The 21,841-nt window shown below is 56.6% G+C and carries 24 protein-coding genes; 3 read left to right on the top strand and 21 right to left on the bottom strand.

The annotated features are described in order from the left end of the window. Positions 1-43 precede the first annotated feature (43 nt). The 9 genes from M5D89_RS10820 to M5D89_RS10780 all read right to left on the bottom strand — a co-directional run bounded on the left by M5D89_RS10820 (position 44) and on the right by M5D89_RS10780 (position 8,903). Complete coding sequence (locus M5D89_RS10820; protein ID WP_248885828.1) at positions 44-793, bottom strand: S24/S26 family peptidase; 750 nt, start codon at positions 791-793, stop codon at positions 44-46. Positions 794-799: 6 nt separating this feature from the next. Beyond that, entirely contained in the window at positions 800-2,494 is a 1,695-nt protein-coding gene (locus tag M5D89_RS14260) for a DUF3363 domain-containing protein (protein WP_283102987.1), read from the bottom strand. Next, positions 2,491-3,237, bottom strand: a complete 747-nt coding sequence (locus M5D89_RS10810; RefSeq protein WP_248885827.1) for a hypothetical protein — start codon at positions 3,235-3,237, stop codon at positions 2,491-2,493. The genes M5D89_RS14260 and M5D89_RS10810 overlap by 4 nt, the downstream gene beginning before the upstream one ends. 43 nt (positions 3,238-3,280) lie before the next feature. Continuing rightward, positions 3,281-3,556: a hypothetical protein gene (locus M5D89_RS10805; RefSeq protein WP_248885826.1), complete on the bottom strand. Its 276-nt coding sequence runs from the start codon at positions 3,554-3,556 to the stop codon at positions 3,281-3,283. Beyond that, entirely contained in the window at positions 3,546-4,001 is a 456-nt protein-coding gene (locus tag M5D89_RS10800; RefSeq protein ID WP_248885825.1) for a 1-acyl-sn-glycerol-3-phosphate acyltransferase, read from the bottom strand. Before M5D89_RS10800 ends, M5D89_RS10805 begins: the two co-directional genes overlap by 11 nt. After that, entirely contained in the window at positions 4,001-5,371 is a 1,371-nt protein-coding gene (locus tag M5D89_RS10795) for a hypothetical protein (RefSeq protein WP_248885824.1), read from the bottom strand. The genes M5D89_RS10800 and M5D89_RS10795 overlap by 1 nt, the downstream gene beginning before the upstream one ends. A gap of 22 nt (positions 5,372-5,393) precedes the next feature. Then, positions 5,394-6,239, bottom strand: a complete 846-nt coding sequence (locus M5D89_RS10790) for a BRO-N domain-containing protein (RefSeq protein WP_248885823.1) — start codon at positions 6,237-6,239, stop codon at positions 5,394-5,396. A gap of 61 nt (positions 6,240-6,300) precedes the next feature. Beyond that, entirely contained in the window at positions 6,301-6,600 is a 300-nt protein-coding gene (locus M5D89_RS10785; RefSeq protein WP_248885822.1) for a hypothetical protein, read from the bottom strand. Next, positions 6,600-8,903, bottom strand: a complete 2,304-nt coding sequence (locus tag M5D89_RS10780; RefSeq protein WP_248885821.1) for a DNA topoisomerase 3 — start codon at positions 8,901-8,903, stop codon at positions 6,600-6,602. The genes M5D89_RS10785 and M5D89_RS10780 overlap by 1 nt, the downstream gene beginning before the upstream one ends. A 69-nt stretch (positions 8,904-8,972) precedes the next feature. Between M5D89_RS10780 and M5D89_RS10775 the strand changes: the two genes are divergently transcribed. Beyond that, on the top strand, positions 8,973-11,933 hold the full coding sequence (locus tag M5D89_RS10775) for a hypothetical protein (protein WP_248885820.1): 2,961 nt from the start codon (positions 8,973-8,975) through the stop codon (positions 11,931-11,933). Between the two features lie 144 nt (positions 11,934-12,077). Then, entirely contained in the window at positions 12,078-12,563 is a 486-nt protein-coding gene (locus M5D89_RS10770; protein ID WP_248885819.1) for a hypothetical protein, read from the top strand. A gap of 106 nt (positions 12,564-12,669) precedes the next feature. On the opposite strand, the gene M5D89_RS10765 is transcribed toward M5D89_RS10770, so the two are convergent. The 8 genes from M5D89_RS10765 to M5D89_RS10730 form a co-directional block, all read right to left on the bottom strand. Further along, positions 12,670-12,900, bottom strand: a complete 231-nt coding sequence (locus tag M5D89_RS10765) for a DNA-directed RNA polymerase subunit alpha C-terminal domain-containing protein (protein ID WP_248885818.1) — start codon at positions 12,898-12,900, stop codon at positions 12,670-12,672. Further along, a complete protein-coding gene (locus tag M5D89_RS10760; RefSeq protein ID WP_248885817.1) occupies positions 12,897-13,190 on the bottom strand; it encodes a hypothetical protein in 294 nt (97 codons plus the stop codon). The genes M5D89_RS10765 and M5D89_RS10760 overlap by 4 nt, the downstream gene beginning before the upstream one ends. Positions 13,191-13,279: 89 nt before the next feature. Next, complete coding sequence (locus M5D89_RS10755) at positions 13,280-13,654, bottom strand: hypothetical protein (protein WP_248885816.1); 375 nt, start codon at positions 13,652-13,654, stop codon at positions 13,280-13,282. Then, positions 13,655-14,077 (bottom strand): hypothetical protein, encoded by a 423-nt coding sequence (locus M5D89_RS10750; protein ID WP_248885815.1) that lies wholly within the window; start codon positions 14,075-14,077, stop codon positions 13,655-13,657. It abuts the gene before it with no gap. Positions 14,078-14,138: 61 nt separating this feature from the next. After that, entirely contained in the window at positions 14,139-14,339 is a 201-nt protein-coding gene (locus tag M5D89_RS10745) for a hypothetical protein (protein WP_248885814.1), read from the bottom strand. Beyond that, the gene (locus M5D89_RS10740) at positions 14,336-16,807 is read right to left on the bottom strand and encodes a DNA methyltransferase (protein WP_248885813.1); all 2,472 of its coding nucleotides are present in this window, start codon (positions 16,805-16,807) and stop codon (positions 14,336-14,338) included. The genes M5D89_RS10745 and M5D89_RS10740 overlap by 4 nt, the downstream gene beginning before the upstream one ends. A gap of 299 nt (positions 16,808-17,106) precedes the next feature. Continuing rightward, complete coding sequence (locus M5D89_RS10735) at positions 17,107-17,430, bottom strand: type II toxin-antitoxin system PemK/MazF family toxin (protein ID WP_248885812.1); 324 nt, start codon at positions 17,428-17,430, stop codon at positions 17,107-17,109. Beyond that, positions 17,430-17,651, bottom strand: a complete 222-nt coding sequence (locus M5D89_RS10730; protein WP_248885811.1) for an antitoxin MazE family protein — start codon at positions 17,649-17,651, stop codon at positions 17,430-17,432. Before M5D89_RS10730 ends, M5D89_RS10735 begins: the two co-directional genes overlap by 1 nt. A 422-nt stretch (positions 17,652-18,073) precedes the next feature. Between M5D89_RS10730 and M5D89_RS10725 the strand changes: the two genes are divergently transcribed. After that, positions 18,074-18,436 (top strand): hypothetical protein, encoded by a 363-nt coding sequence (locus M5D89_RS10725; protein WP_248885810.1) that lies wholly within the window; start codon positions 18,074-18,076, stop codon positions 18,434-18,436. 58 nt (positions 18,437-18,494) lie between these two features. Here the strand turns inward: M5D89_RS10725 and M5D89_RS10720 are convergent, their stop codons facing one another. From M5D89_RS10720 to M5D89_RS10705, 4 genes are all read right to left on the bottom strand, one after another. Further along, complete coding sequence (locus M5D89_RS10720) at positions 18,495-19,724, bottom strand: hypothetical protein (protein ID WP_248885809.1); 1,230 nt, start codon at positions 19,722-19,724, stop codon at positions 18,495-18,497. A 12-nt stretch (positions 19,725-19,736) separates the two neighbouring features. After that, positions 19,737-20,171: a hypothetical protein gene (locus tag M5D89_RS10715; protein WP_248885808.1), complete on the bottom strand. Its 435-nt coding sequence runs from the start codon at positions 20,169-20,171 to the stop codon at positions 19,737-19,739. An 81-nt stretch (positions 20,172-20,252) separates the two neighbouring features. Further along, entirely contained in the window at positions 20,253-20,810 is a 558-nt protein-coding gene (locus tag M5D89_RS10710) for a hypothetical protein (protein WP_248885807.1), read from the bottom strand. A 12-nt stretch (positions 20,811-20,822) separates the two neighbouring features. Further along, positions 20,823-21,800 carry a hypothetical protein gene (locus tag M5D89_RS10705; RefSeq protein ID WP_248885806.1) on the bottom strand — a complete coding sequence of 326 codons (978 nt, stop codon included), beginning with the start codon at positions 21,798-21,800 and terminating at the stop codon, positions 20,823-20,825. Between the last annotated feature and the right edge of the window lie 41 nt (positions 21,801-21,841).

Raw genomic sequence — 21,841 nt, 5'->3', positions numbered from 1 at the left:
GCATGGCGCCAGTGGTGCATGGCGACCATGGCATTCCCATGCTTTAGTGCTCGCCGGAATTCTGGATATGGTCTGGGTACCAGTATTGGCTCCCCGGAATGACGAGGGCAGGGCGCAAGCCCCCCAGGATGTTTTTGACCGGCTCTGGCCCGTAATAGGCACTGGTGTAGGCGAACGTCCCGGGGGCATAGTCCCAAAAGTACCCTTTGGGGATCACCATCCGGAAGCCGATGGGAAGATGCACCACGGGCATCCCGTCGACCTTGGTAACGATCTGGCTGTTGGGCAACAAATGCCCATTGGCCACCACCCCGGACTTGGTGATCTGTACGGTCTGCCCGGCAGTTGCAACGACCTCCTTGGCAAAGGGTACGAGATCCCGAGGGCAATGCCAGTGCCCTTGGGGTGTGCGCTCCAGCCACATGCCATCGATGGCCTGCGCCATGGCCGGATTCTCGCCAGCCTTGACCGACTTCTGGAAGGCAGGGAACCCCACAAAGGACAAATGCAGGGGATTCCCGATCTCCGGGCAAAAATACACCCGGTCACCATCTTTCAGTTCCCTGGGGATCGGACCTCGCTGGTAGAACCCCAGAGGCATGCAGGTCGTGCTGTTCAACGACCAGTGCTCCACTCTGGCGTAGGCCAAAAGCCCCGCCAGGGATCCAATGACCAGTAACAGGACGAAGATGAAAACCGTCGGCAACTTGCGGAAAAAAGCCATATCCCAAAATACCCGGAAGCAAAACCTTGTCTGGGTATAGCGATTGGCGGGTAGGGGAAGGATCCTCAAGAAACATCATTCGAGTTCATCGTCCCCGCGGCCACCGCTGCCACGGCCACCGTTTCTGCCCACACCAGGTTTTTGGGTCTCTGGCGCAGAAGGCTTTGGCGATGCGGGAACCTGATTCATGCGAGCCTGCTCCAGGCGAGCCTGCGCCTCCTTTTCCTGTCGATCCCGTTCGATGCGCTCTTGTTCCAGGCGATCCTGCTCCAGGCGTGCCTGCTCCAGCCGCACTTGCTCCAGACGGGCCTTTTCCGCTTGCCTCTGTCGCTCCCTGGAACGTTCCAGTAGCTGTTCGTGCCAATACCGCTGGAATCCCGTTGCTGCCTGTTCCGCACCCGCCGGCTGCTGGCCCGCGTCGAGCGCTGCATCCAGGGCTTCTGCGGGGGCACGAAAAGGCTCTGCCTTGTCCGGTATCACCAGGCCATAATCCTCTACCGAAAGGGTCTGGATGGGCTTGCCCTCACGGTTTACAAAGGATTTCCCCTCGATCGCCACCAAATGCCGCAACTGCAGATCCTGCGCGGCACGGGCCTGCTCGATGGCCGCATTCTGATAGACAATGTGCGCACGATAGTCCGTACCCTCGATAATGACGTAGGACCGGTCAAACTGTTCATCGAGCCCCGTTCCCAACACCCGTCCTACCAGCCGCTCACCAGGCTTGAGCTTGGTCACCTGCGGCGGGCAGCGTGGCTCAGTCATGAGGGCACGGGACTCAGCGATCATCTTGGTGCGCGTGCGCACCACTTCCAGATCGCGCAAGGCTTTCGTCCATCCGGCATCCAGCGTCCAGGTAGAAGAACCGACCTTTTCCGCAAGCCCAAGTTTTTCGAGCGCTTCCAGCCTGCGTAGAAGCTGCTTCTGTTCGGCATACCCGCGATCATTGGGTTTCTTGACTTGCTCCATCCACACCGCCCTGCCGTCCGGCAAGGGCTTGGAAAGACGCTCGATATCCCGATCCATGCTGGTCAGGCTTCTGGCTTCGACCTGTCTTTCCCGGGACTGCAGTTGCTCAGCAGGCGACTTGTAGCCCAGGCGCTCCGTCGCTACTTCCGAGGCCAGATTGCGCATCCCGGTCTTGATCAGGTCTCTCTGGATCCGTAGTCCATCCTTGCCGCGGATCAACAAATGCACGTGCGGATGGCCGGTATTGTGGTGGTCTATGGCTACCCATTCGATGGATTCGGGGTTTTCGGAAAGGTGTGGCGCGAGCCTCGTCATGGTCTCGCGGGTGAATTCCGGAAGATTCAGGCGCTGACCGTCTTCTGGCGAAAGGACCACCTTGAACAGTCTGGGGTCCCCAGCCATCTGCCAGGCATGCAGGCGCGAACGGATGGACACCTCATCTTCGGAAGCGTCGAATCCCTTGCCCTTTTCTCCCTCGACCTGCGCATTTTCGCGTTCCAGGTAACTGCCATGCGCCGCCCACTGGCCAGCCTTCCGATTCGGCGCATAACTGAGCTTGATCATGACCCGCCGGGCGGCCTGCTGGTCGGCAGGGCCTTTTGGTAGCCTGCGCAACAGGCGTCCGCCACCACCCTTGGACACGCGCCCGGAGACTTTCGCCGACATGGCGCGCCTTTCGGCGGTAATCCGGCGAATGACACGCGCGGCCTGGGGTCGGCCACGGTGTTCATCGTCGTCGATGGTCTTGCCGCGGACGAAAGACTTCCCGGAAACCGAAGTCTCAGAGCGTTTTTCGCTCAAAAGTACCCCCCCAGAAGACTCCAGGCAAAGACCAGCAACAGGATCCAGCCGCTACCCAGCCACAAATACCGGACTTTGGATTCTTCGTGCCCCTGCACCAGACAGGCCAGACCGCCCAGGAGGAGCAACAACGATCCTGTCGGCGCATAGACGATCGCCGCCAGGAAATTCGGGGCAGCATGCCCCGTCGCCAGGGCATACCCCAGCAGGGTGCCCATGGCGAAGATGAGGATCGCTCCAAGAAACACCACCAGCAACGGCATCGCCCATTCCTTGATGGACCCCTTGGAGACAGATTTTTCTTCCGAAGCCTCGGCATCCTTGGCAGAATCTGCCTTGGCGGGTTCTGCCTTGGCGGGTTCTGCCGGAACAGGCGCGGCCTGAGCAGGCCCGCCTGAAGCAGGCGCGGCCCTCGTGGATTTCGTCTGGGGGGACTCTGCAGTCGTGGTTGGCGCAGCCGCATTGCCTTGCAATGCTTCTGTGGTCTCCTGGACTTCCACGGTCCAGTAGACCCTTCGCAAGAGGGCTTGCACAGAAGGGTCCTGGCCCGCCGGCACGGAACGGCCCAGAAGCTTGCCCACCCATTTCCAGCGCGGTTGCCAAACCGTTTCTTCCGGGGAAATTTTGAGCGGGATGGGTTCGCCATCGGGACCAATGATCCGCCCCCGCCGGCTGTTCGACTGCACCCTGGTTGATACCGATACGCCAGCCGCATCTTCCCCACGCAACTGGCGCAAGGGCATCGGGAGCAGGCGCTCATTCGTACTCCCCCGTGAGCCGGAGGGATTAGTGGACGGTTTCTGCATGGGGAAGAAGCCGGCGAAGCTGGAACAGCACAAATCCCCGCAGGTCCGTACAGGACGTATCCCGGATTCCCGCAAGCAATTGCGACTTCACAAACAATTCCGGCTCGTTGCCGGCACTGGTGCCCAGCCAGTCCGCTGCCTGTTCGGCAGACTGGATCGACAAGGCAGCATAGTACAACGGGAAGAAGGACTGTGGATTTTCCAGTAACCGCAATGCCCTTTTTGCTTCCTCTGGAGATAATTCCTTATCTGGCATGAAAGAAATCCTCCGCATGCCGGTCAACAGCAATGAATCGGGAAATGGTTATCGGAACCACCCGCGGGCGCTCCCGCTCTATGAGCCAGGAATGCCCGGGTAAATCTGGTCGGCCAGGGTTCTTGATCCCGGTCCCTTGCGGGAACAGTACCACCGTCTGCCCGCAATGCAGGGCTTTCGCCAGATGGCGCAAGCCAAAGGGGCTATGGGTATCCATGGGCACCATCCGATGCCCGCCAACCCAATCCCCGTACCGGCGCAGCAGCCGTGCCCATAGGGGATGCCGGGCATAATCAGGGTCAACCGGGAACACGGCGTTGCGGACCCCGTATGCTTTGGACAACCACCAGGCAACGCGGGGCCCATCCCAGAGCGATACATGGGGACGGGCGAGAATCAACAATCCGCGCCCTGTCTCTCGCATCGGAAATCGCTCCGCAGGCATCAATCTTCCTTGACGACCCGCAGGCTGCCGACGAATTTCTTGCCAAATCCCTTGCTGGGCTCCAGAGAAAAAGGCTTTCCGGACTCTTCGATCAAGGTATGCAGCAACTCCATGGCCCGATCCACCTTTTCCTCCACAGCGGCGATCCGCTCAGCAGAATCGTCGTTGGCGTGTGGCGCCATGCGCTGCACTTCGGCAAACAGGGTTTGCATGTTGTCACGCAGGCGGTCCAGACGGGATTCCAGCGGTTGCAGGTCGACCACGGATGCCGGTGCGGGCGAATGGCCACCGGCCAAGTGGCTATCTGCCAAATCACCCAAAAGCGATTCGATCCGTTCCAGCCGGCCTTCCAGAGAAGAGGGGAGGTCGCCACCAGTGGCGGCAGTCGACGACATCTTTTGCGCCACCGCTTCCGAGATCATTTCCGGCAACTGTGTCGCCATGGCGTCCACGAGGCTGTTCAAAGCGTTACGAAGGTCTTCCATGGACGCAGACACGAGTGTCACAACGTTCTCGCTGTCCGGGGCATCGACAGAGGCTGAACCAGGATTGTTGACCCGCTCCCAGATCTGCAAGAGCCGGTCACGCATGTCTGCCATCATCACCGGATCGATGGCCGGCTCCGCGTGTGGGACCAGCGAATCCAGATCATTCAGGTACTCCCGCAGACCGGAAATCATCTCCCGGAGAGCATCGATGTCTTCCTTCGTTGCCGGAGCATCCTCATCCATGAAATCCTCGTCACTCAGCACCGGAACCTCAACAGAGGGGATGCTTTCGAGTGGCAAAGGCAAGGAATCCGTCGCCTTTTCTTCCAGGTTTTCAGCACTGCCATCGGCAGGACTGCCAGCGGCAGGCCCGCCATTGGCATGCCCGCCAATGGTCATGTTGGTAGCTTCCGCCTGCTTCTCCAGAAATGCCGCCCACTGCATGGACAGTTCCGTCATGCGGTTCTGCAAATCAGAAAGAACGGTAGACAACAGGCTATCCACACCACCAGAAGCGGGCGGCACTTCGGCATTCTGTCCTGCAGACTTTTCTTCAGCCTTTGCCTGGTACTGCTCGATCCGCAAAGCCGCCAGATGCTCTTCGAGCGACCCGAGTCCAGGATTCATCCCATGCTCCACTGCCAAACGGGCAACCATGGCCTTGGGGAAACCGTACTCTTTGGCCAGGCGAGCAATCTCGGCGGCATGGTCATTCATAAACCGCACATTAACCAATTCCTTTGCTTCCACGCGCTTGCTCCTCAAAAGGGGTTCTTTCTGGTATAGCAGCGGGGGATGGCGATGCGCCTGTGCGGTTCGGCGATAAAAAGACTCGGGCACATGGCAGGGCATGGTTTCCTGCGGAAGAGTGTGCATGCTCACCTATGCACCCTCCGGGAGAGAATCAGAAAAGGCTTTCCTGCTGTTGCTCTGCCTGCAGCGCATCAAGGATGGCCGACTCTTTCCAGCGTAGCTGCGTCACCGGGGCGCCGTTATGATAGCGCTTGCCGGTATCTACCCATTCCGAGAGCGGCTTGCCTTTTGCCGTCGGTACCCAATCCTTGCCTTGGCGCACCTGGAATCCGTGCTTTTCCAGCAGCAGGTTGGCAGCAATGGCCGAGAGCCCCAGGGCGGCGCCAATCTGGGTCGGCGTGATGATGCGGTCCTCGACGATCACCGCGTAACGATTGTCCGCCGTCTGCGGGCCGGGCAGGGGAGCCACCTTGCCCATCTCGATGCCATGGCGTTCCCGCATGGCGTTCTCGATGGCCAGCACGCGGCGAGGCCCACGCACCCCAAGGGAGAGGTACATCTGCGAATAGGATTTCGCGAGTTCCGCCACGGCACGGTTCCAGTCCGCTTCCTGCCGCAGCACTTCGGGCAAGGGGCGGGACTGCGGGATGCAGTAGCTGCCTGTTTTGCGGATCGAGGGCAGGACTTCGTGGGTGACCCAGCGCTTGAAGGCTTTGGCTTCGGGCTTGCGACTGGTGAGGATCAAAGAGTACAGGCCAGACTCACTTATGGTATTCAGTAAAATATTGATTCCAGTACCCTGATTATTATTCAGTACAGAAGGATCAATGACTTGCGATTTCTCGTCTTCATCAAGCCTTTCAATTGCTCTAGTTGAGTTATCCAGACCCAGACACCGACATACATCCACTGCTACAAACCACGGCTCACCCTGTTCATCAACGATGACACGAACCCGGTTCCCCTGAAAATCAAACGGCACAATCGATTGAGACATGCTGGACTCCTGTTTTTGGACCTATTCAACAGGGGTATAGCCAGAGGCCATGGCACCACGATCACAACCAGAAAACCACCACCTTCTGTTCCTTGCCACCCCTTCTCTGGACTTCCAGGCGACCATCGAGCGTGCCGTCGGCGTCGAGCCGGCGTAGCACCGCATCGCGGTTGCTATCCTTTCGATACAGCCAGCCCAAAGGCACCGCGGGGCAATCCGCCAGGAAAATACCAACGGCATCGGCATCGTAGGGGTTATCCCGATCACGGCGGATCTGCACACCGGATCCCGCACCAAAGCCTACGACTCCCGTTCTTTCCGTGAATTTGCGGTTAAAGGCGAGGTTGGATACGCGGCGCATCAGGATTTCCTCCCGCGGGTCCCGCTGGAAGCCGGCTTTTTACCCCCCGCCGAAGCCTTGGGCTTGCCACCCGGCTTGGCCGCTCCCTTTCTGGATGATCCTCCCCAGGATCTGGGGCCAGAAGACTTCTCCTGCTTCGGCCATTCACCCCCCAGCTTCTGGGGATCCTCACGGTCCGGCCAGAATGCGGCACCGCAGGAGGGACAACGGAAATAGTCCTTGCCACTGCTGGTTTGCCGCCCGCGGGTAGGGGTTCCCTTGCAGTGTGGGCACTCTGGTCCTTCCGGACCGGAATCTGCCGCAGGCTCCGAACCGCGAGGCGCAAAGGGTTCCCCAGGCTTGCCGTTATCGTCTTTCAGGAGAGGATGTGCCTCCTTGTTGGAACAGGCCCAAAAGAACACCGACTTGTTTTTCTTCGACTGGAACCGCCGGATCGTCGCGTCACTACCGCAAATGGGGCAGGGCAGGGTAGGGACCGACTTGCCACCTTCCAATACCGCCGTGGTGTTCTTCAGGATATCTATGGCCTTTTTGACGTTGTCGGCGACCGCGTTCGTGAAGCGGTCCGCCGCGGTTTTCCCCTCGGCCACATTGGTCAGTGCATCTTCCCATCGGGCCGTGGTCACCGGATCAGCGAATGACGCGAGACCGTGCTTTTCCAGATAGGCAATCAACGTCCGCGCCTTGTGCGTGGAGATCAGTTGTTTGCCCTGTTTCTTGAGATAGTCCGTGTCCAGCAATTTCTCGATGGTGGCCGCTCTGGTCGCTTCCGTCCCCAGGCCGGAGGTCTCTTTGAGTTTTGCCTTGGCTTGTGGATCCTCGACGAATTTGTGAATGTTGGACATGGCCTCAATGAGGCTGCCGTCCGTGAACCGTGCCGGTGGCTTGGTCTGCTTGGCCTGCACCTGGCCGCCCTTGCCCTGGATGGCATCGCCCGTCTGCATCGCAGGCAGTGGCGCCTTGCCATCCTCGCCATCGTCCTCGTCTTCCAGAGAAGCCCCGGCATAGAGTTTCTTCCAGCCAAGATCCATATCCTGCCGTCCCGTCGCTTTCCAGGATTCGCCTCCCAGATCGACCGTGGCCGACAGAGAACGGTATCGGTATTCCGGCAGAAACAATGCAACATAGGACTTCCAGATGAGTTCGAAGAGCTTTTCTTCCGCAGCACTCAGCCCGGAGGCTGCCTGGCCCGTCGGGATGATGGCGTTGTGCGCAGTGATCTTGCTGTTGTTCCAGGCCACGTGCTTTTGCCGGGGGTTGACCAGGGATGCAACGCCCTCCGGGATCGGCAGGGAGCGCAGGATTTTTGGCGCATCCGCCAGTTGCTCTTCGGGCAGATAGCGGCAGTCGGTACGCGGATAGGTCGTGATTTTCTTCTCATACAAAGACTGGCAGGTATCCAGCACTTGTTGGGCGCTCATGCCAAACCGACTGGAAGCCACCTTCTGCAGTGCAGAAAGGCTGAAGGGGAGGGGAGCCGACTGCTTTTGTTCCTTGGCCTCGAATTTCTTGACGGACCCAGCACCCTTGGCCTTGGCCGCCATCTGCTCCGCGAGGGTTTTGTCGATGAGGCGACCTTCCTCATCAAAGCCCTGACCGTCGGTGCTCTTGGGCTCCCACTTCGCCAAAAACGCGCCCTTGGGATGCTGGCATTGGGCAAAGACCTCGAAGTAGTCCCGGGGCACGAAGTTCTCGATCACGAGGTCGCGGCGCACGACCAGCGCCAGGGTAGGGGTCTGCACACGGCCAATGGTGAACAGGGAACCGGACTTCACGGTAACCGCCCGCGTCAGGTTCATGCCCACCACCCAGTCCGACTGGCTGCGGGCCTCGGCAGCGTTTTTCAGTGGCCGATACTTCTCGTTGGACTCCAGACCGGCAAAGGCCTTGCGCACGTTCTCGGCATCCAGGGCTTTCAGCCACACGCGCTGGACCTTGCCGCGATAGTGGAAGTGCTCCAGGATCTCATCGATGAGCAATTGCCCTTCACGGTCCGGGTCGCCGGCGTTGATAACCGTGTCTGCACTTTTGAGTAACGCACCAATCTTTCCCAGCTGTTCTTTGGCGTCTTTCTTTGGGTACTTCACCCAACGGTCAGGGATAATGGGCAGATCCTGCATCCGCCACATTTTTTTGCCCTTGGCGGTTTTTGGCACGTCTCCGGGCAAATACTCGTCTGGCCCCGCCTGTTCCAGAATGTGCCCAAAGGCATTGGTGATTTCGTACCGGCTGGCTGCGCTCCCAAGCCCTTCGCGGATGGCGCGCGCCATGCTGGGCTTCTCGGCAATGATGACGGTGGACATGAAAAACCCCTGCTGGCGAAGTTGCAGGGGTATAGCTGTTTCACTTATGGTATAGCTTTTAGATTTGGCGTGTTTTTTCTCTTCTTTTTTGGAAATATTGGAATAAAACGATCAATGGTTCAGGCAATCCGACACCGCGAAGAAACCATCAATACACAGCTTGCAATCCTTTTGAGTAAGCATGGCGTAAACGCTGATGCCGAAACGATTCATCGGGGCGGTCAACATCGACCAGATGTAATGTTTCTTCTCGGAGGCGTGCGCGTTGTAATCGAAGGTAAGTATGCAGACGTCCCCGACGCAGAAAATGTCGTGCTCAACGACGCCAGACAGCGCGTTCGCAGAGGGGTATGTCACATCGCCGTAGCGCTGATCTACCCAAAGCAACTTCGGACGGTTCGCGTCACGGAGCTTGAGGCCTCGCTGTCGAAAAGCAGGTTGAAGCACTTGGTCATTTCCGAGACCGGAGAGACAGACTGGGCCGAAGGCAGCCCCGATGAAGTGCTTGCCTCTCTGCGTCGCGCGCACGAGGCGATGACGAAAGACGACATCGTTGCATCTTCTGCGGAGAGGCTCTCACAACGCATCCAATCCATAGCCGATCTGTGGGCCGGTGCGGGAGGTGTATGTGACAAGCTCTCCGACGCTCTGGGCATGCCACCGAAGCGCGGAGAGACTGCGGATGAGCGCAATGCGCGCCGCGAAACGGCGGCCAAAGTATCTGCGCTTGTGCTGGCCAATGCCATGATCTTCCAGGAACAGTTAGCAGCATCGAACGCGGATGGACGCATCGACTCCCTGCGGGTCTACGACAACGCGGCAGATCCCATCAACGAGATCAAGAAACACTGGCACTGGATCTGGACGCGCATCAATTACGTCCCGATTTTTCAGATCGGCGAAGCTATTCTCGAAGAAGTCCCGATCACGCAAGGGGCCATTGCGGCGGTTCGATGGCTCAAGGACGAAGCCAAATCAATCTGCGCCAACCAGTCCGCCCTCCGGCACGACTTGATGGGGCGCATCTATCACTGGCTGCTGCATCACGCCAAATACCTTGGAACCTACTACACGGCCACGTCGTCGGCGACGATGCTGCTCAAACTGACCTTTGCGCAGAAATGGGATATTGATTTTGGATCACCGAAAAAGCTGGCCGATTTTGCCGCTGCGGACTTGGCTTGCGGTACTGGAACGCTGCTGATGGCAACCGCCCAGGCTATCACCGACAAGTTCGTGATCGAGCGCGTAGCATCCAATCGGAGTATCCAGCCAACAGACCTCAAACACCTGCATGAAACACTGATGGAAAACGTCATCTACGGTTACGACGTGCTTCCCTCTGCAGTACATCTCACCGCATCGACTCTGGGAATGCTCGCGCCAGAGGTAACGTATCGCAAAATGAACTTGTTCACTATGCCGATGGGCGTAGAGGGCCGAACCCTGCGCCTGGGGAGTCTGGATTTTATCGGACATCGCAAGGTGCAGACACAGTTCACACTCGACAATAGCCAGATGGAGGTCAAGCAGACGGGCGTCGCTTCCGAGCACTACACGAATGCCGAAGTACCCACCATCGATCTGTGTGTAATGAACCCGCCGTTCGTGCGCTCCGTGGGGGGTAATCTGCTTTTCGGCAGCCTGCCGGACGATGAGCGCGACAAACTGCAAAGTGAACTCAAACGGCGAGCCAAAAACCTCAAAGCATCTGTCACAGCGGGTCTTGGGAGCGTTTTCATGGCCATTGCCGACAAGCATCTGCGCGTGGGCGGGCGAATGGCCTTCATCCTGCCTGCCGCGCTGGCCACAGGCGAAGCCTGGGGTGAGAGCCGCAAACTCATCGCAGATGGATACCACCTCGAAATCGTGATCGTGAGTCATGACGCGCAACGTCCGAACTTTTCCGAGAACACCGATCTGTCGGAGATCATGTTCGTGGCGCGCAAACTCAAGCGTGACGAATGTCCAGGGCATACGCTTTACGTGAATCTTTGGTATAACCCAACCACGATTTACGAAGCCATGGACGTGGCCTCACGCATCACGGCAACGCCCGCGGCGGAAGTGGAGACCGGATCGGTGACCTCAATCATAGGAAGCGACGGGCGCAAACTCGCCGAACTCGTCTCCATGCCCCCGTCTCAGTGTGCAGAACAATGGATTGGCGTGCAGTTCGCACAGACCTGGACGCTGCGCGTTGCGGTTCAACTGTCCAAGCATGGTGCACTCGCCGTTCCGGGCAACAATCCCACCCCTCTTCCACTTTGCCAAATCGAAGATTTGGGGGCGCTTGGACCCGATCGGAAAAGAATCCACGAGGGTTTCAAGGTTTCGGAAAACGAATGGTCTCCATACCCATGTTTCTGGAACCACGACGCCAAAACCGTCACAACGATCGAGCAGAAACCGAATTCGTGGCTGTCCCCATGGATTGACTCCCCCCGCGGATCAGATTACGGGCCGACTCGCCTTTGGCCGCGAGCCGGACGCATCTTGCTGGTGGAACGAGTGCGGACGAACACCCATCGTGTTCTGGCGGTCGGTTTCGGGCAGGCGGTTCTTGGTAATACATGGTGGGCATTGAGCACGAGCCTGGATGAGCAACAGGGAAAAGCCCTTCTGCTGTGGCTCAATTCAACACCATCCCTGCTGTTGATGCTCTCCCGACGGGTTGTTACCCAAGGTGCCTGGATGCAGATCAAACAGCCGCAGTGGGAAGCCATGCCCGTCCTCGATGTGCGCAACCTGCCAGCCGATGCGCTATCCAGGCTGGCTGAGGACTACGACCGTCTGGGCCACCTGGAATTGCAAGCATTGGCCAAGCTCAACGTCGATCCCGTGCGCGCGGAAATCGATGCCGCACTCAGTGCAACGCTCGGCCTGCCTGACATGAAGCCGCTGCGCGATCTTCTCGCACGCGAGCCCGGTCTGACAGGCAAGGGCCTGTCCGCCAAGCCTGAGCAGACGTCGCTTTTCGGTAAAAACGAGCTACCCCAAAAGACGAACCCTCAGATCGAGCTTTTTTGATCGACCTCCAAGTGCCAGAGCAGCAAATCTCCTGTTTGCGTGAATTCCGCAAAAACATAATGTTGCGATTTGTTTTGCAACCTTTACTTTTGTATGATGGTCCAACCTGTTGCAGTGGTGAGCAGTTCACCAGAGGGAGGCGTCATGGAACAACGCAATTTTTCCTGGTTGCCGGTACAACCGAAAACCGGGCAGCGCGTCCTGTCGGATTTTCTGGATAGCCAACCCGTCCTGTTTGGGCAGAAAGCGGAGAGGATCGGGCAAATCGCCCGTCCGGACTATTTCGTCCTGTTTTCCACGGCGGGAACAGAAGCTCGGGTATCTGGCGTGGCGTTGATCATCCTCCAGAGGAACTCCTTGATCATCGCTGGCGGCGCGTACTCGAAAGAAGACCTGCGCAATCGCAAAGGAAAGGTTTTCGGAGATCTGGTCCATCGTGCCTGGGGAAGATATCCCGAGACAACGATGGCCTTCATCGCCCCACCACAAGGAGATCTCCTGGGCGGTATCGCAGCAGACCGCGCGATCCGGGAAACTCCTGTGGAGTCCTGGGCGAGAAGGAGAATGCGCCAGGTTCGGGAAGACCCACGGACAAAATCCAACAACTTCCGAAGCACACGGATAGCATAAGCCATACCTGCGTCAAGAGTTGTTCTGGTCGTCTTTTATAGAACGGCGCGGGAATACCGATCCTCTTCAGGGGATGGGATGAGAGCGTCGCCGTCCAAAAGGACGGCTATTTCCCTTGGCACTCCGTGATTTTCATCCCAAGTGAAAGATTGTATTTCTCCAGAACCTGTTCAATATCAGAAAGCGATTTTGCCCCGATATTTGGCAGTCTGGATAATTCCACCCTTGTTTTTTGAACCAATTCATCAACGCGGTAAATGCCAGAAAATTTGAGGTTTTTTGTAGTGCGGACTGTAAGCTCTAATTCATCTATAGAACTGGAAAGAATATCGTTCATCCGGGAAATTCCTTAGACCCTCTGCGTTGCATCCATTCCATGACCCGCATCATGGCTTCTTCCTGGTCAGCATTGGCTTCTTCCAGCGTGCGGAACCGCTTTACCCTGGGTTCCCCGGGTTGCAGGATCCGCGCCGGCCGCAAGGCCGCGTTGCGCCTCGTGAGCTTCGCCCAATGCGCGTAGTAGGCCTCCCGTTGCTCCGGGGTGTCCAGCGGGTAGATATGGTCCTCCGGCGGCTGCCGGCGGCCAACTACACGAAACAGGGTTGGAAAATCTTTCTGTTCTTCCACGGGTGCATCGGTCCTTTGTCCTTGCGCCGATCGATCATACCACCTTTGCAAGTTCTGGTCTGGTTGCAGATATCAGAGAGACGCAATGCTTACCTTGCCACACCATGGGGCAAAATGCAGATATTCGATGGATCAAAAACCGGCCTCCAAGCTATTGGAGCGGCTGGCTCCTCGAAGTCGCTGCCAAATCGGAACCACCAGGCTGGGATAATAAATCCTGCGCCAGAATCCCAATCAACTTCTTCATATTCACCACCCCATACCAAAACGTGCGGACCATCAGGAACGTGCGATAAACTTTCGGCATGTGCAGCATACGTAGAGATTTTACCTTCTCCCGCTCCATCTACATCCGGGTCACTCTCATGAATACAGAATCCTAAGATGGGGACATTCTTGGGCGCTGACTCCATCGGGAGCCATCCGCTTTCCAATAATTTTTTCTGAATTTCTTGCCAGTTCATTCAATCATGCTCCCGCTTCAGATGCATCACCAGCAGGCCAGACGTAAGATCCACCTTGTGGTAATCATCATGGAACATCGCCGGCTGGTATTCGACCACATCCGCGCCTAGCTTGTGCTGCTTTTGCACGACCACCACCTTGTGCCCGCCGTCCTTGATCTCATACTTCAAGACTTTCAAGCTCATGACGTTGCCGTGCATGTGGTACACGATCTTCTCCGGAGTGAAGGTGAGCCGTTCTCCCTTCGATTGCGCGGAAAGCAAAGCGGCAACCTTGGCGTATTCGGCGGGTGCATTGCTGGACACGGAAATGGATTCCAGCTTCCAGTTTCCAAGGAGATGATTGCTCTCACCGAAATTGCAACCAGACAGGGATGCTGCGGCAATCACAACGACAGAGGTCAACACAAGATTCTTTTTCACGGTAAACTCCTTTGCTGGGCGATAACGATTTGTCTGGCACTACAACTCAAGTCAAAGAACATCAGGACACCTCACAATAATTAGCCAGGAACAGCCTCGCTCTCCGATACCCCTGAGCGGCCAGCACACGGATCTCGGCCAGTGCCGCCTTGTCCTGGCAGACCTGCGCATGACCGGCTTCCAGCCACTCCATCGGAATGGCGTCCAGCCAATGCTTGGTGATCTCGCGGATGGTTTGCGGGTCAGATGGTTTTTCGCTCACGATGAAAAGATCTCCAAAGACAAAACCTGTTGATGTTTCGTTACTGTTGTTTTTGCGCACCTGACGGTTGACCTGCCTGCGGTTTTGGAAGGCTGGCTCAGTCTGTCCTTTGCCAAATCCGCATACTCTGGATTCGCTTCTATCAGCAACCAATCCCTGCCAAATCGCTGTGCGACCATTCCAACCGTGCCGGACCCTCCAAACGGGTCCAGGACAACAGAGGGAGTTGGTTGGTGCTCTGGACATTGGCAAGTGGGCTCCCAACCTATGGTTCGCGTTCCGGCGGTTCTGGGCTTATCGCTTACTTCGGCCATGTGGACCCGTGCGTCTCTGGACTTCCCTTTGTGGAAACTGGACCCACAATATGATGGTGGAACCTCGTCAGGCTGGCAGGCGACTCTCTCAATCCTCCGCCGCCATGGCGCGCCACAATGCGGACAACGCCCCGCTTTCGGTGTGCCGGCCAGGATGCAGGGCTCCACCAGATCTGGCGGCATGACGGCGAAATGAGCGCCCTTGTAGGGCTTGGTGGAGATCGGCCAGACGTCGCGTTTGTTGCGACCATCTGGATGTAATGCTTTAGACAGATTGTTGGCGATACTCTGATCTCCGGGGCCGTTCTTCCACTTGTGATTTTCAGCACGGCCACGGTGTATTCTGGCAATGGAATCCGACTTATGCGGCTCTCGAATCGCTACATGGTCATAGAAATACCGTTGGTTTTTCGTCAGCAGGAACAGCATCTCGTGCGATCTTGTAGGGCGATCCGTGACGCTTTCTGGCATAGGGTTGCTATTATGGGTAAGCACACCAGAAGATAACGAAAAAAGATGCGGATCGTTTTTGAGGACTATATCGTAAAACTTCCTTGCTCTGGATCTGGCAATAGCGACAACCTCTGTTCTTGGCTTGTAACTCATGCCAGACGGCTTCGTCCATCGCCATTCACCTCTGAAACATGGGAAAGATTTGCCATTATTTGTGGATATGCTTAACGTGGGCTTCAATGTAAGAACTGCGCCAAGCCTTGCGGCAAGAGTTCGTAAATCCCTTTCTAATGAATAATTTCTAGCAAAACCAAGACGATAACGATTATTCTGTTCATCATAACCACCATCACCATCAAGATAACCGCTGGCAATCAACCGTAGTAAGCGATTGGGGAACATCCATACATTGTGATGCAAATGCGATCCATAGGAGCCTTGATACACCACGATTGACTCCAATACGTTTTTTGTTATTCCTCCATTTATACTAATATGTAGACCGTTCCCATACCGGTATTTATTGCAAGAGCTCCCGTAATGTCTTGCAACATTGGATATTCTTTCAAACCAGCAGGATTCGTCTGCGTTTAATGAAATTTGTAAGGTTTGCGCACTATAGCTTCCCTCAGCAAGAAAAAGACCAGCAAGCCAGAATGCGTCGTCAATCAAAAATCCTGGAACGTCGTATGATGAATCAGGAAGCTCGCACGATTCCAGAATATCACCAACCTGTAATTCTTTTGTTTCTAGCACTCCGCGATGCGTCGGCCATCTATGATTTTCGGTACATCCAATCCTCTCACCAGATCGTAATACGATTTCCAGATATTCCATGTGCTTCCTGTTTTTTCTTTCCGGGTTGGTAGCAGTCTCCGTTACAGAAATGATTGGGTTCCATTTTCCCCCATCCCACAAACTAACATTACCGAGATCGTGGCGGACTAGATCTTTTATTGTTGTTGAAAATACTCTTTCGTTGTCTTTGGCATAAACTGTCACGCCACCAGAAAGACATTTATGCCATACAACGTCACTTCGCAAAAACCACCCATCCGCCTGCAACGCAAAGGCTGCCCGCCAAGGAATACCCATGAGATCTTTTGGCTTGATGCCGGGGGGATCAGAGGGGCGGAGATCCATACCCCTGGCGGACAATTTCTTGTCGGTGTCTCGGGTAGCCATATTCCCGGAGGCATAACTGTCTCCCAGGTTCAGCCAGAGCGTGCCGTCCTCCCGCAGCACGCGGCGCAGTTCCCGAAAGACTTGCACCAGATGCCCGATATAGAGTTCCGGCGATGGCTCCAGACCCAAACAGCCACGCCACGCGCCACAGATGCGGCAGAACCGCCCATGGGAGTGTTTCTGGTGGTTTCCATCGAAACGGCGAGAGGCATCGCCGTAGCTGCGATCCGTGGTACGGGTCTTGCCACTGATCGGCTTCTCCCGTACATCGTGCGACTCGGACCATTCCCCCCAATCGTGTTCGCAGGTCGCATACGCTTGGGGGTTGGCGTGCCCAGGAACGGCCATTACTGGCATCCCAGGCATGGGGGAATACTGGACGGGCTCCCAGATTACGGGTTCCAAACCATAATCCCTCAACCCAAAGTACGGCGGGCTCGTCACCACGCACTGCACGGAGCCGTCCGGCATCTCGCGCAGCCGGTCGATAACGTGACCCAGTCGGATTTTCTGCATTGCCAACTCAACCCAAAAATGCACACGACTGGGTATAGCAAGGGTTCATGGCGCCAAGACGCTGGGTTACGAAGCGGGGGAGGGAGCAGGGTGTCGACTAATCGAAGTAGTTCATGGCAACAACTCCCTCACCTGCCAAGGGGCAGGCGCTGGGTTGCTGTTCTGATTGTCCCGGTTTCTGGATAACTTATTGTTATAATTGGGTTTACCTACTAAAATACGGAAAATTGCATCGCAGTGGGCAAGCCAATATGTATCAAAAGCTTAAAGCAGAGCCGTCACCAAATCGGCTCACAGGATCATTTCGCAATCCCCAAAAACACGGCCAGGCACCGATCGACATCCACCAGAGTATTCCCATCGATGTGCCCAAAGGCTGGCCCAACCTTGTCCCGCTTCACGGTCATCGCCTTGTCCACCATCACCTGTGATGGCCTCTGCAAGCCGTTCTCTGCGTTCGGCTGAACCGTGACGCGCAGCAACGGCGCGGCCACGAGCGTGCTGGTAACCAGCAGCACGGTAACACTGCTGTGCTCGCTGAACTGGTTGGCCTGTACGACAAGCGCTGGGCGTGGCTTGCCAAAGTCGCCCTGCATGGCGATGGTCACAAAGTCACCACGCATCATTCCGTCCAGCCGTCCACATCTGCCAAGGCTTCATCCATGAACTGCTGCATGGCGGTGTCGGCACTGTCAGCCTGAGCTACTAGCAGGCATTGGCGACGGCACTCCTCCGCGAAGTCTGGGCGGCGCGTATCCGGCACCCAGATTTGAACCGGACGAAGCCCCGCCTTTCGCCGTGCATCGCGGTGCTTTTGAACCCGCTGATTAACGTGCGTTGCCATTCCAAAGCCTCCTAACGAGTTGCGTGTTACATGTTACTCGGCAAAGTCGTTACATGCAACAAGAATTTGTTGTGGGCGGCGATTCGACATGCGCTGTAAGGGGAGGGCGGTTGCCCAATTGGACAGGCGTGAATGTTTGGTCCTGTCCCTGCCCAGATTATGGCACGGGGCAGATCCGTGGGCGGGATAGGCGACAAATTACAGCACCACCCCGTGGCCCGGGCCAAGCGCGTGGGCACCACCGGCCCGCTTTCCATGCGAGCTATACCATTCTGTACTCCCTTTATCTTGCGTTACGTTTTACCTAAGATGTGAATACAATGTCTTACAAACTGGGTATATTTATATACCCGGTTTCAGAAACCGGGTATATTTTTATACCCACTTTGGGGACCACACCTCCAGGAGGCGAACACTTACCCATGCACCGGTATCAAATGACGGTAGAACAAAAAGTCCGTGAGCGGCGTCGGGCACTGGCCCATCACATCCTGATGCCCAAAGAGCTACAGGGACTCATCATGCTGTCCTACATCAACACCGGCACCTTCACCACAAAGTCAGTGCAGGTGCTGATGGAAATACTCGCCCAAACAAGGATGGAAAAAGGATACTGGGTCTTCGATGGACCCATATCGACCCTGGCTTTCATGGCCGGATGCACAAGGCCATACGCCAAAATCTGTGTACGGAAGATCGCAGAAACCGGAATCCTCAAGCCAGGATTCGCCAGAAAAGGAAGAACCACACTCTTTCTGGTACAGGAAGCGGACAACAACAGCTAAAAAAAGCCCGCCACAAGGGCGGGAAACATCACAGGTGGGAGACGCCTGATTACTCGAATTACTCGATCTCTTCGCGCTGGCGTACCTTGCGATTACCACCGGAACGGACAACGCTTTTTGCCGCAGCGTTGATCTGCTCGCGACTCGCCGTCAGACGAACCGCAGCCTGCGCACGCTGATCCTGCGTCAAGCCATCGATCGATACATTCCGTCCTAGCTTCTCCAAAGCCTCGGAAACACGATCGATGGTCTCATGTACAGCCCGATAGGCAGCACCGCGGCCAGAATAGCCACCAACATCTTCCATGACCTTCTGCGCAATATTCTCCCCGCGATCCGCACCCTGCCTTTTCACAAAAACCAGTTGATCGATCCCGTAATCGTTCTGCTTCATCTTCCAGTCGAACAAGTGCGTGTTCGCCGCCAAAACTCGATACACCGCATAATGCCGGTCCGACAACTCCACCGCAGCAGCAAGATCCAACGCACTGCGCAAGCGCGACACTTCCCGCGATCCCTTGCGCACGTCCTCATCACCATCCAATACTGGCGCCGCCATGTCCTGGATCTCTGGGGTCGCTTCCAAAGGCTGATCCTTCATGTGCCCGGACTCCGGACCAAAGTCCCTGGTGGTGTTGCGGCGATATTGCACAATCGCAGACCGCAACCCAGTCGGATCATCAGGCATCGCATCCACCTCAGCCATAGCCTGCAAAAACGCCATCCGCGCCGTATGCTCCGCCTCTGCGCGCGACGATCCCAAAGACTGGACGCCCTTGGCATGATCCTGAAAAGACTTTTCGAAAATCCGTAAACTGGAGGGCTCCACATCTGACACAGAGAAACGGATTCCGCGCATCCTGGCGTTCAGCCGGATCGATAACTCGGTAGCAACAGCACGAGCCTTGAAGCCCTCATCCACACCAGGGTTCTCCAATTTCTTCGCCTGCAACTCCAGTTGCTGCGCGCGCTGCAGGCCAGAAAGGCGATCGACGGGGTCCTTGGACTTTTCTGCGGCCTTTTTTTCCAGCTCTGCACGTTGCCTGCGAATCTCGGCAGTGCGCTCCCATACGAGCTTTGCCTCCGCATCCACATCGATTTCAGCAATCCTCGCAACCCGTTGCAACATATCGGCCCGAGACCGCAGATCCTCCAACGCAGCAGCTGGGTACCCAGCGCTCTCGGCTCTTTCCAGAATGCGACCTATCATCCCAGATTGCCCGCCCTGGCGAATGGCCCCTGGGAGAGACTTCTGGTCCCCTACAACGCCAACCGTATCTTGCAGCATGGCCAATCCCCCTTAGTGCACTGCATCCGAAGAAGCGATGCCATCCGCCACCAATAACGAAGCCGCCTGCTCCAAAAGCCAGGCCTGGCCATGCGCCGTAGATCCGTATTCCCGTAACCATCCCAAAATGGCCGTTGCCGCATCCTGCGGCAGACCATCAAAAGCCCGCTGCAAATCACGAAGAATCTGCTCAGCCGCGACACCAACGACATCGTGGTCGTAAGCACCCCTCGCCGCATGCTCGAACTGCCAGGCAAATCCGCCTGCTTCCCCATCGAGATTGCCTTTGGACAGTCCAGCCTCGATGTCAGCCAGCAACTCACTTGACCGGCTTTCAAAGTCGGAAAGCCCATCAACCGGATTCGTGCACTGCGAGAACCACAACAGGGAAGAAAACATGCGCGCCGCGGCAGCAGCGGATAATGCGTCAAAGTCGGTCTGCAACATCGGAGACACCCTCGGTCTGCCTATACTCCCTTGTGTATAGCGACAGGCCAGGGTGATACAGGGCGGCAATGGAAATGGTTGCTAAGGTACGCTCTTGCCGAGGATATAATGCGACGCTACTGCATGGCCGATCGCCAGCGCCACTTCCCGCGGTAGATGGATCTGGATCGTCGATTGCCCGGCATCCACATCCACTATCAGAGACTGGCCTTTGGCGGCATTCCGATAACTGCGATGCGCAAAGGTACTGTCATCCGTCAGCGCCACCAGATAGCGGAACAGCAGGCATCCAACGATCCAGCCAGCAGGCGCAGAAAACATATCGACATAGTCGTCGGGGACGCTGGGTTTTTCACTCTGGGCCACCATCCACGGAGCATTGCGGATGACGACCGCATGCCGGTCGACATCCACCCCCAAAAACTCCATGTTTCGCACAGAAGGACGGATAACTGCGTCCATGAGCAAACCAACCATTGGGCCGCGGTGCAAGGCCCCAGGGGGTACCGGAGGAACTCCTTGCTCCAGAAAAAGGCGGGCTTCCAGAATGCTTATGGTCAATTGGGAAATCGGTAACACACGGCCAGCACGATCCCGTTTGCTCGGCTTTCGCTGAGCCGTTTTTTTCTCTGACAACATGGAGTCCCCTAATTAAAATACCGAATCTATGGCTTCTCTTGCCCTGCTTGACGCATGACGGACTACATGAGGTGGCGCTACCACTGGAGATGGCGCCGGATGCCAAACCGGGTGATAGACGGGGTGATATACCGGGGCCTGTACCGGTACTGGAGCCGTTTTATAGATGGCTTGACCAGATCCACCAGACGATTTTGCAATGGGTTTTTGAGCATCAGCAGCAGGCACTGCGGCGCGTTCTGGCAGTGAAGAACCTGTTACCGGCTTCTGGGGCGCTACTGCAGGCGGATTCGCTACAGAGCGCGTGGTGGCCAGTATCTTGGCACCTGGCGGTAACGTCGTTTCCATCGCTGGATTGCCAAGATCTGGTGTAGGAACATTTAGCGGCGGCAAAAGCATTTTTGCTTTTGGCAGCATGGCCGACACCACAGAGGATGTCGGAGAGACAGGCTTGACCCCAACAGGGGCCTTCTCCATCGGCAAGTGTGGCGTATCAGGCTTTTTGTAGGCAATATCCGGCGCCACTTTGGGAGCCAGGACATGCGCCGGCGGCACTTGACCACCCGACCCGCCGACCAATGCCTGGATTTTCTCCTGAACCATCGGAATCAACGCGGGATCATAGAAATACGCTGCCACACCTGCAGCGCCAAAAGCCACAGGGATAGCGGAAACCATAAGGAAAGCTGGCAGACGCTTTTTCTTTGCTGCCCGACCATCTGAATACCTCCGGGAAGCCCCCAAACGCTTGCGGGCCACGTCGCCACTCTCAACTGCCGGCATCGGTTCCTCAACAGAGGCCTTTCGCGGAATGGATAGGGGAGGGAAGTCCTGCTCTCTGGACCCATTCCCTTGATCGGCTTGATCCATGGGTAGACGGGCAGACTCTTCCCGAGTCAGCCCTTCCATGTACCACTGAGTGAATCGGCCTTCGGTTGACGATGCCGGATCCGGAATCCGTAAATTTTGCGCAATGAATCGTAGCAACATAACCTTCTCCTGCCTGACCTTTGGGTATAGCAGCTATCCGT

The sequence above is a fragment of the Acidithiobacillus acidisediminis genome, from assembly GCF_023277115.1.
Taxonomy (GTDB): domain Bacteria; phylum Pseudomonadota; class Gammaproteobacteria; order Acidithiobacillales; family Acidithiobacillaceae; genus Igneacidithiobacillus; species Igneacidithiobacillus acidisediminis.
Note: the sequence above shows the minus strand (reverse complement) of the source record. Positions and strands in the feature narration are given on the sequence as shown.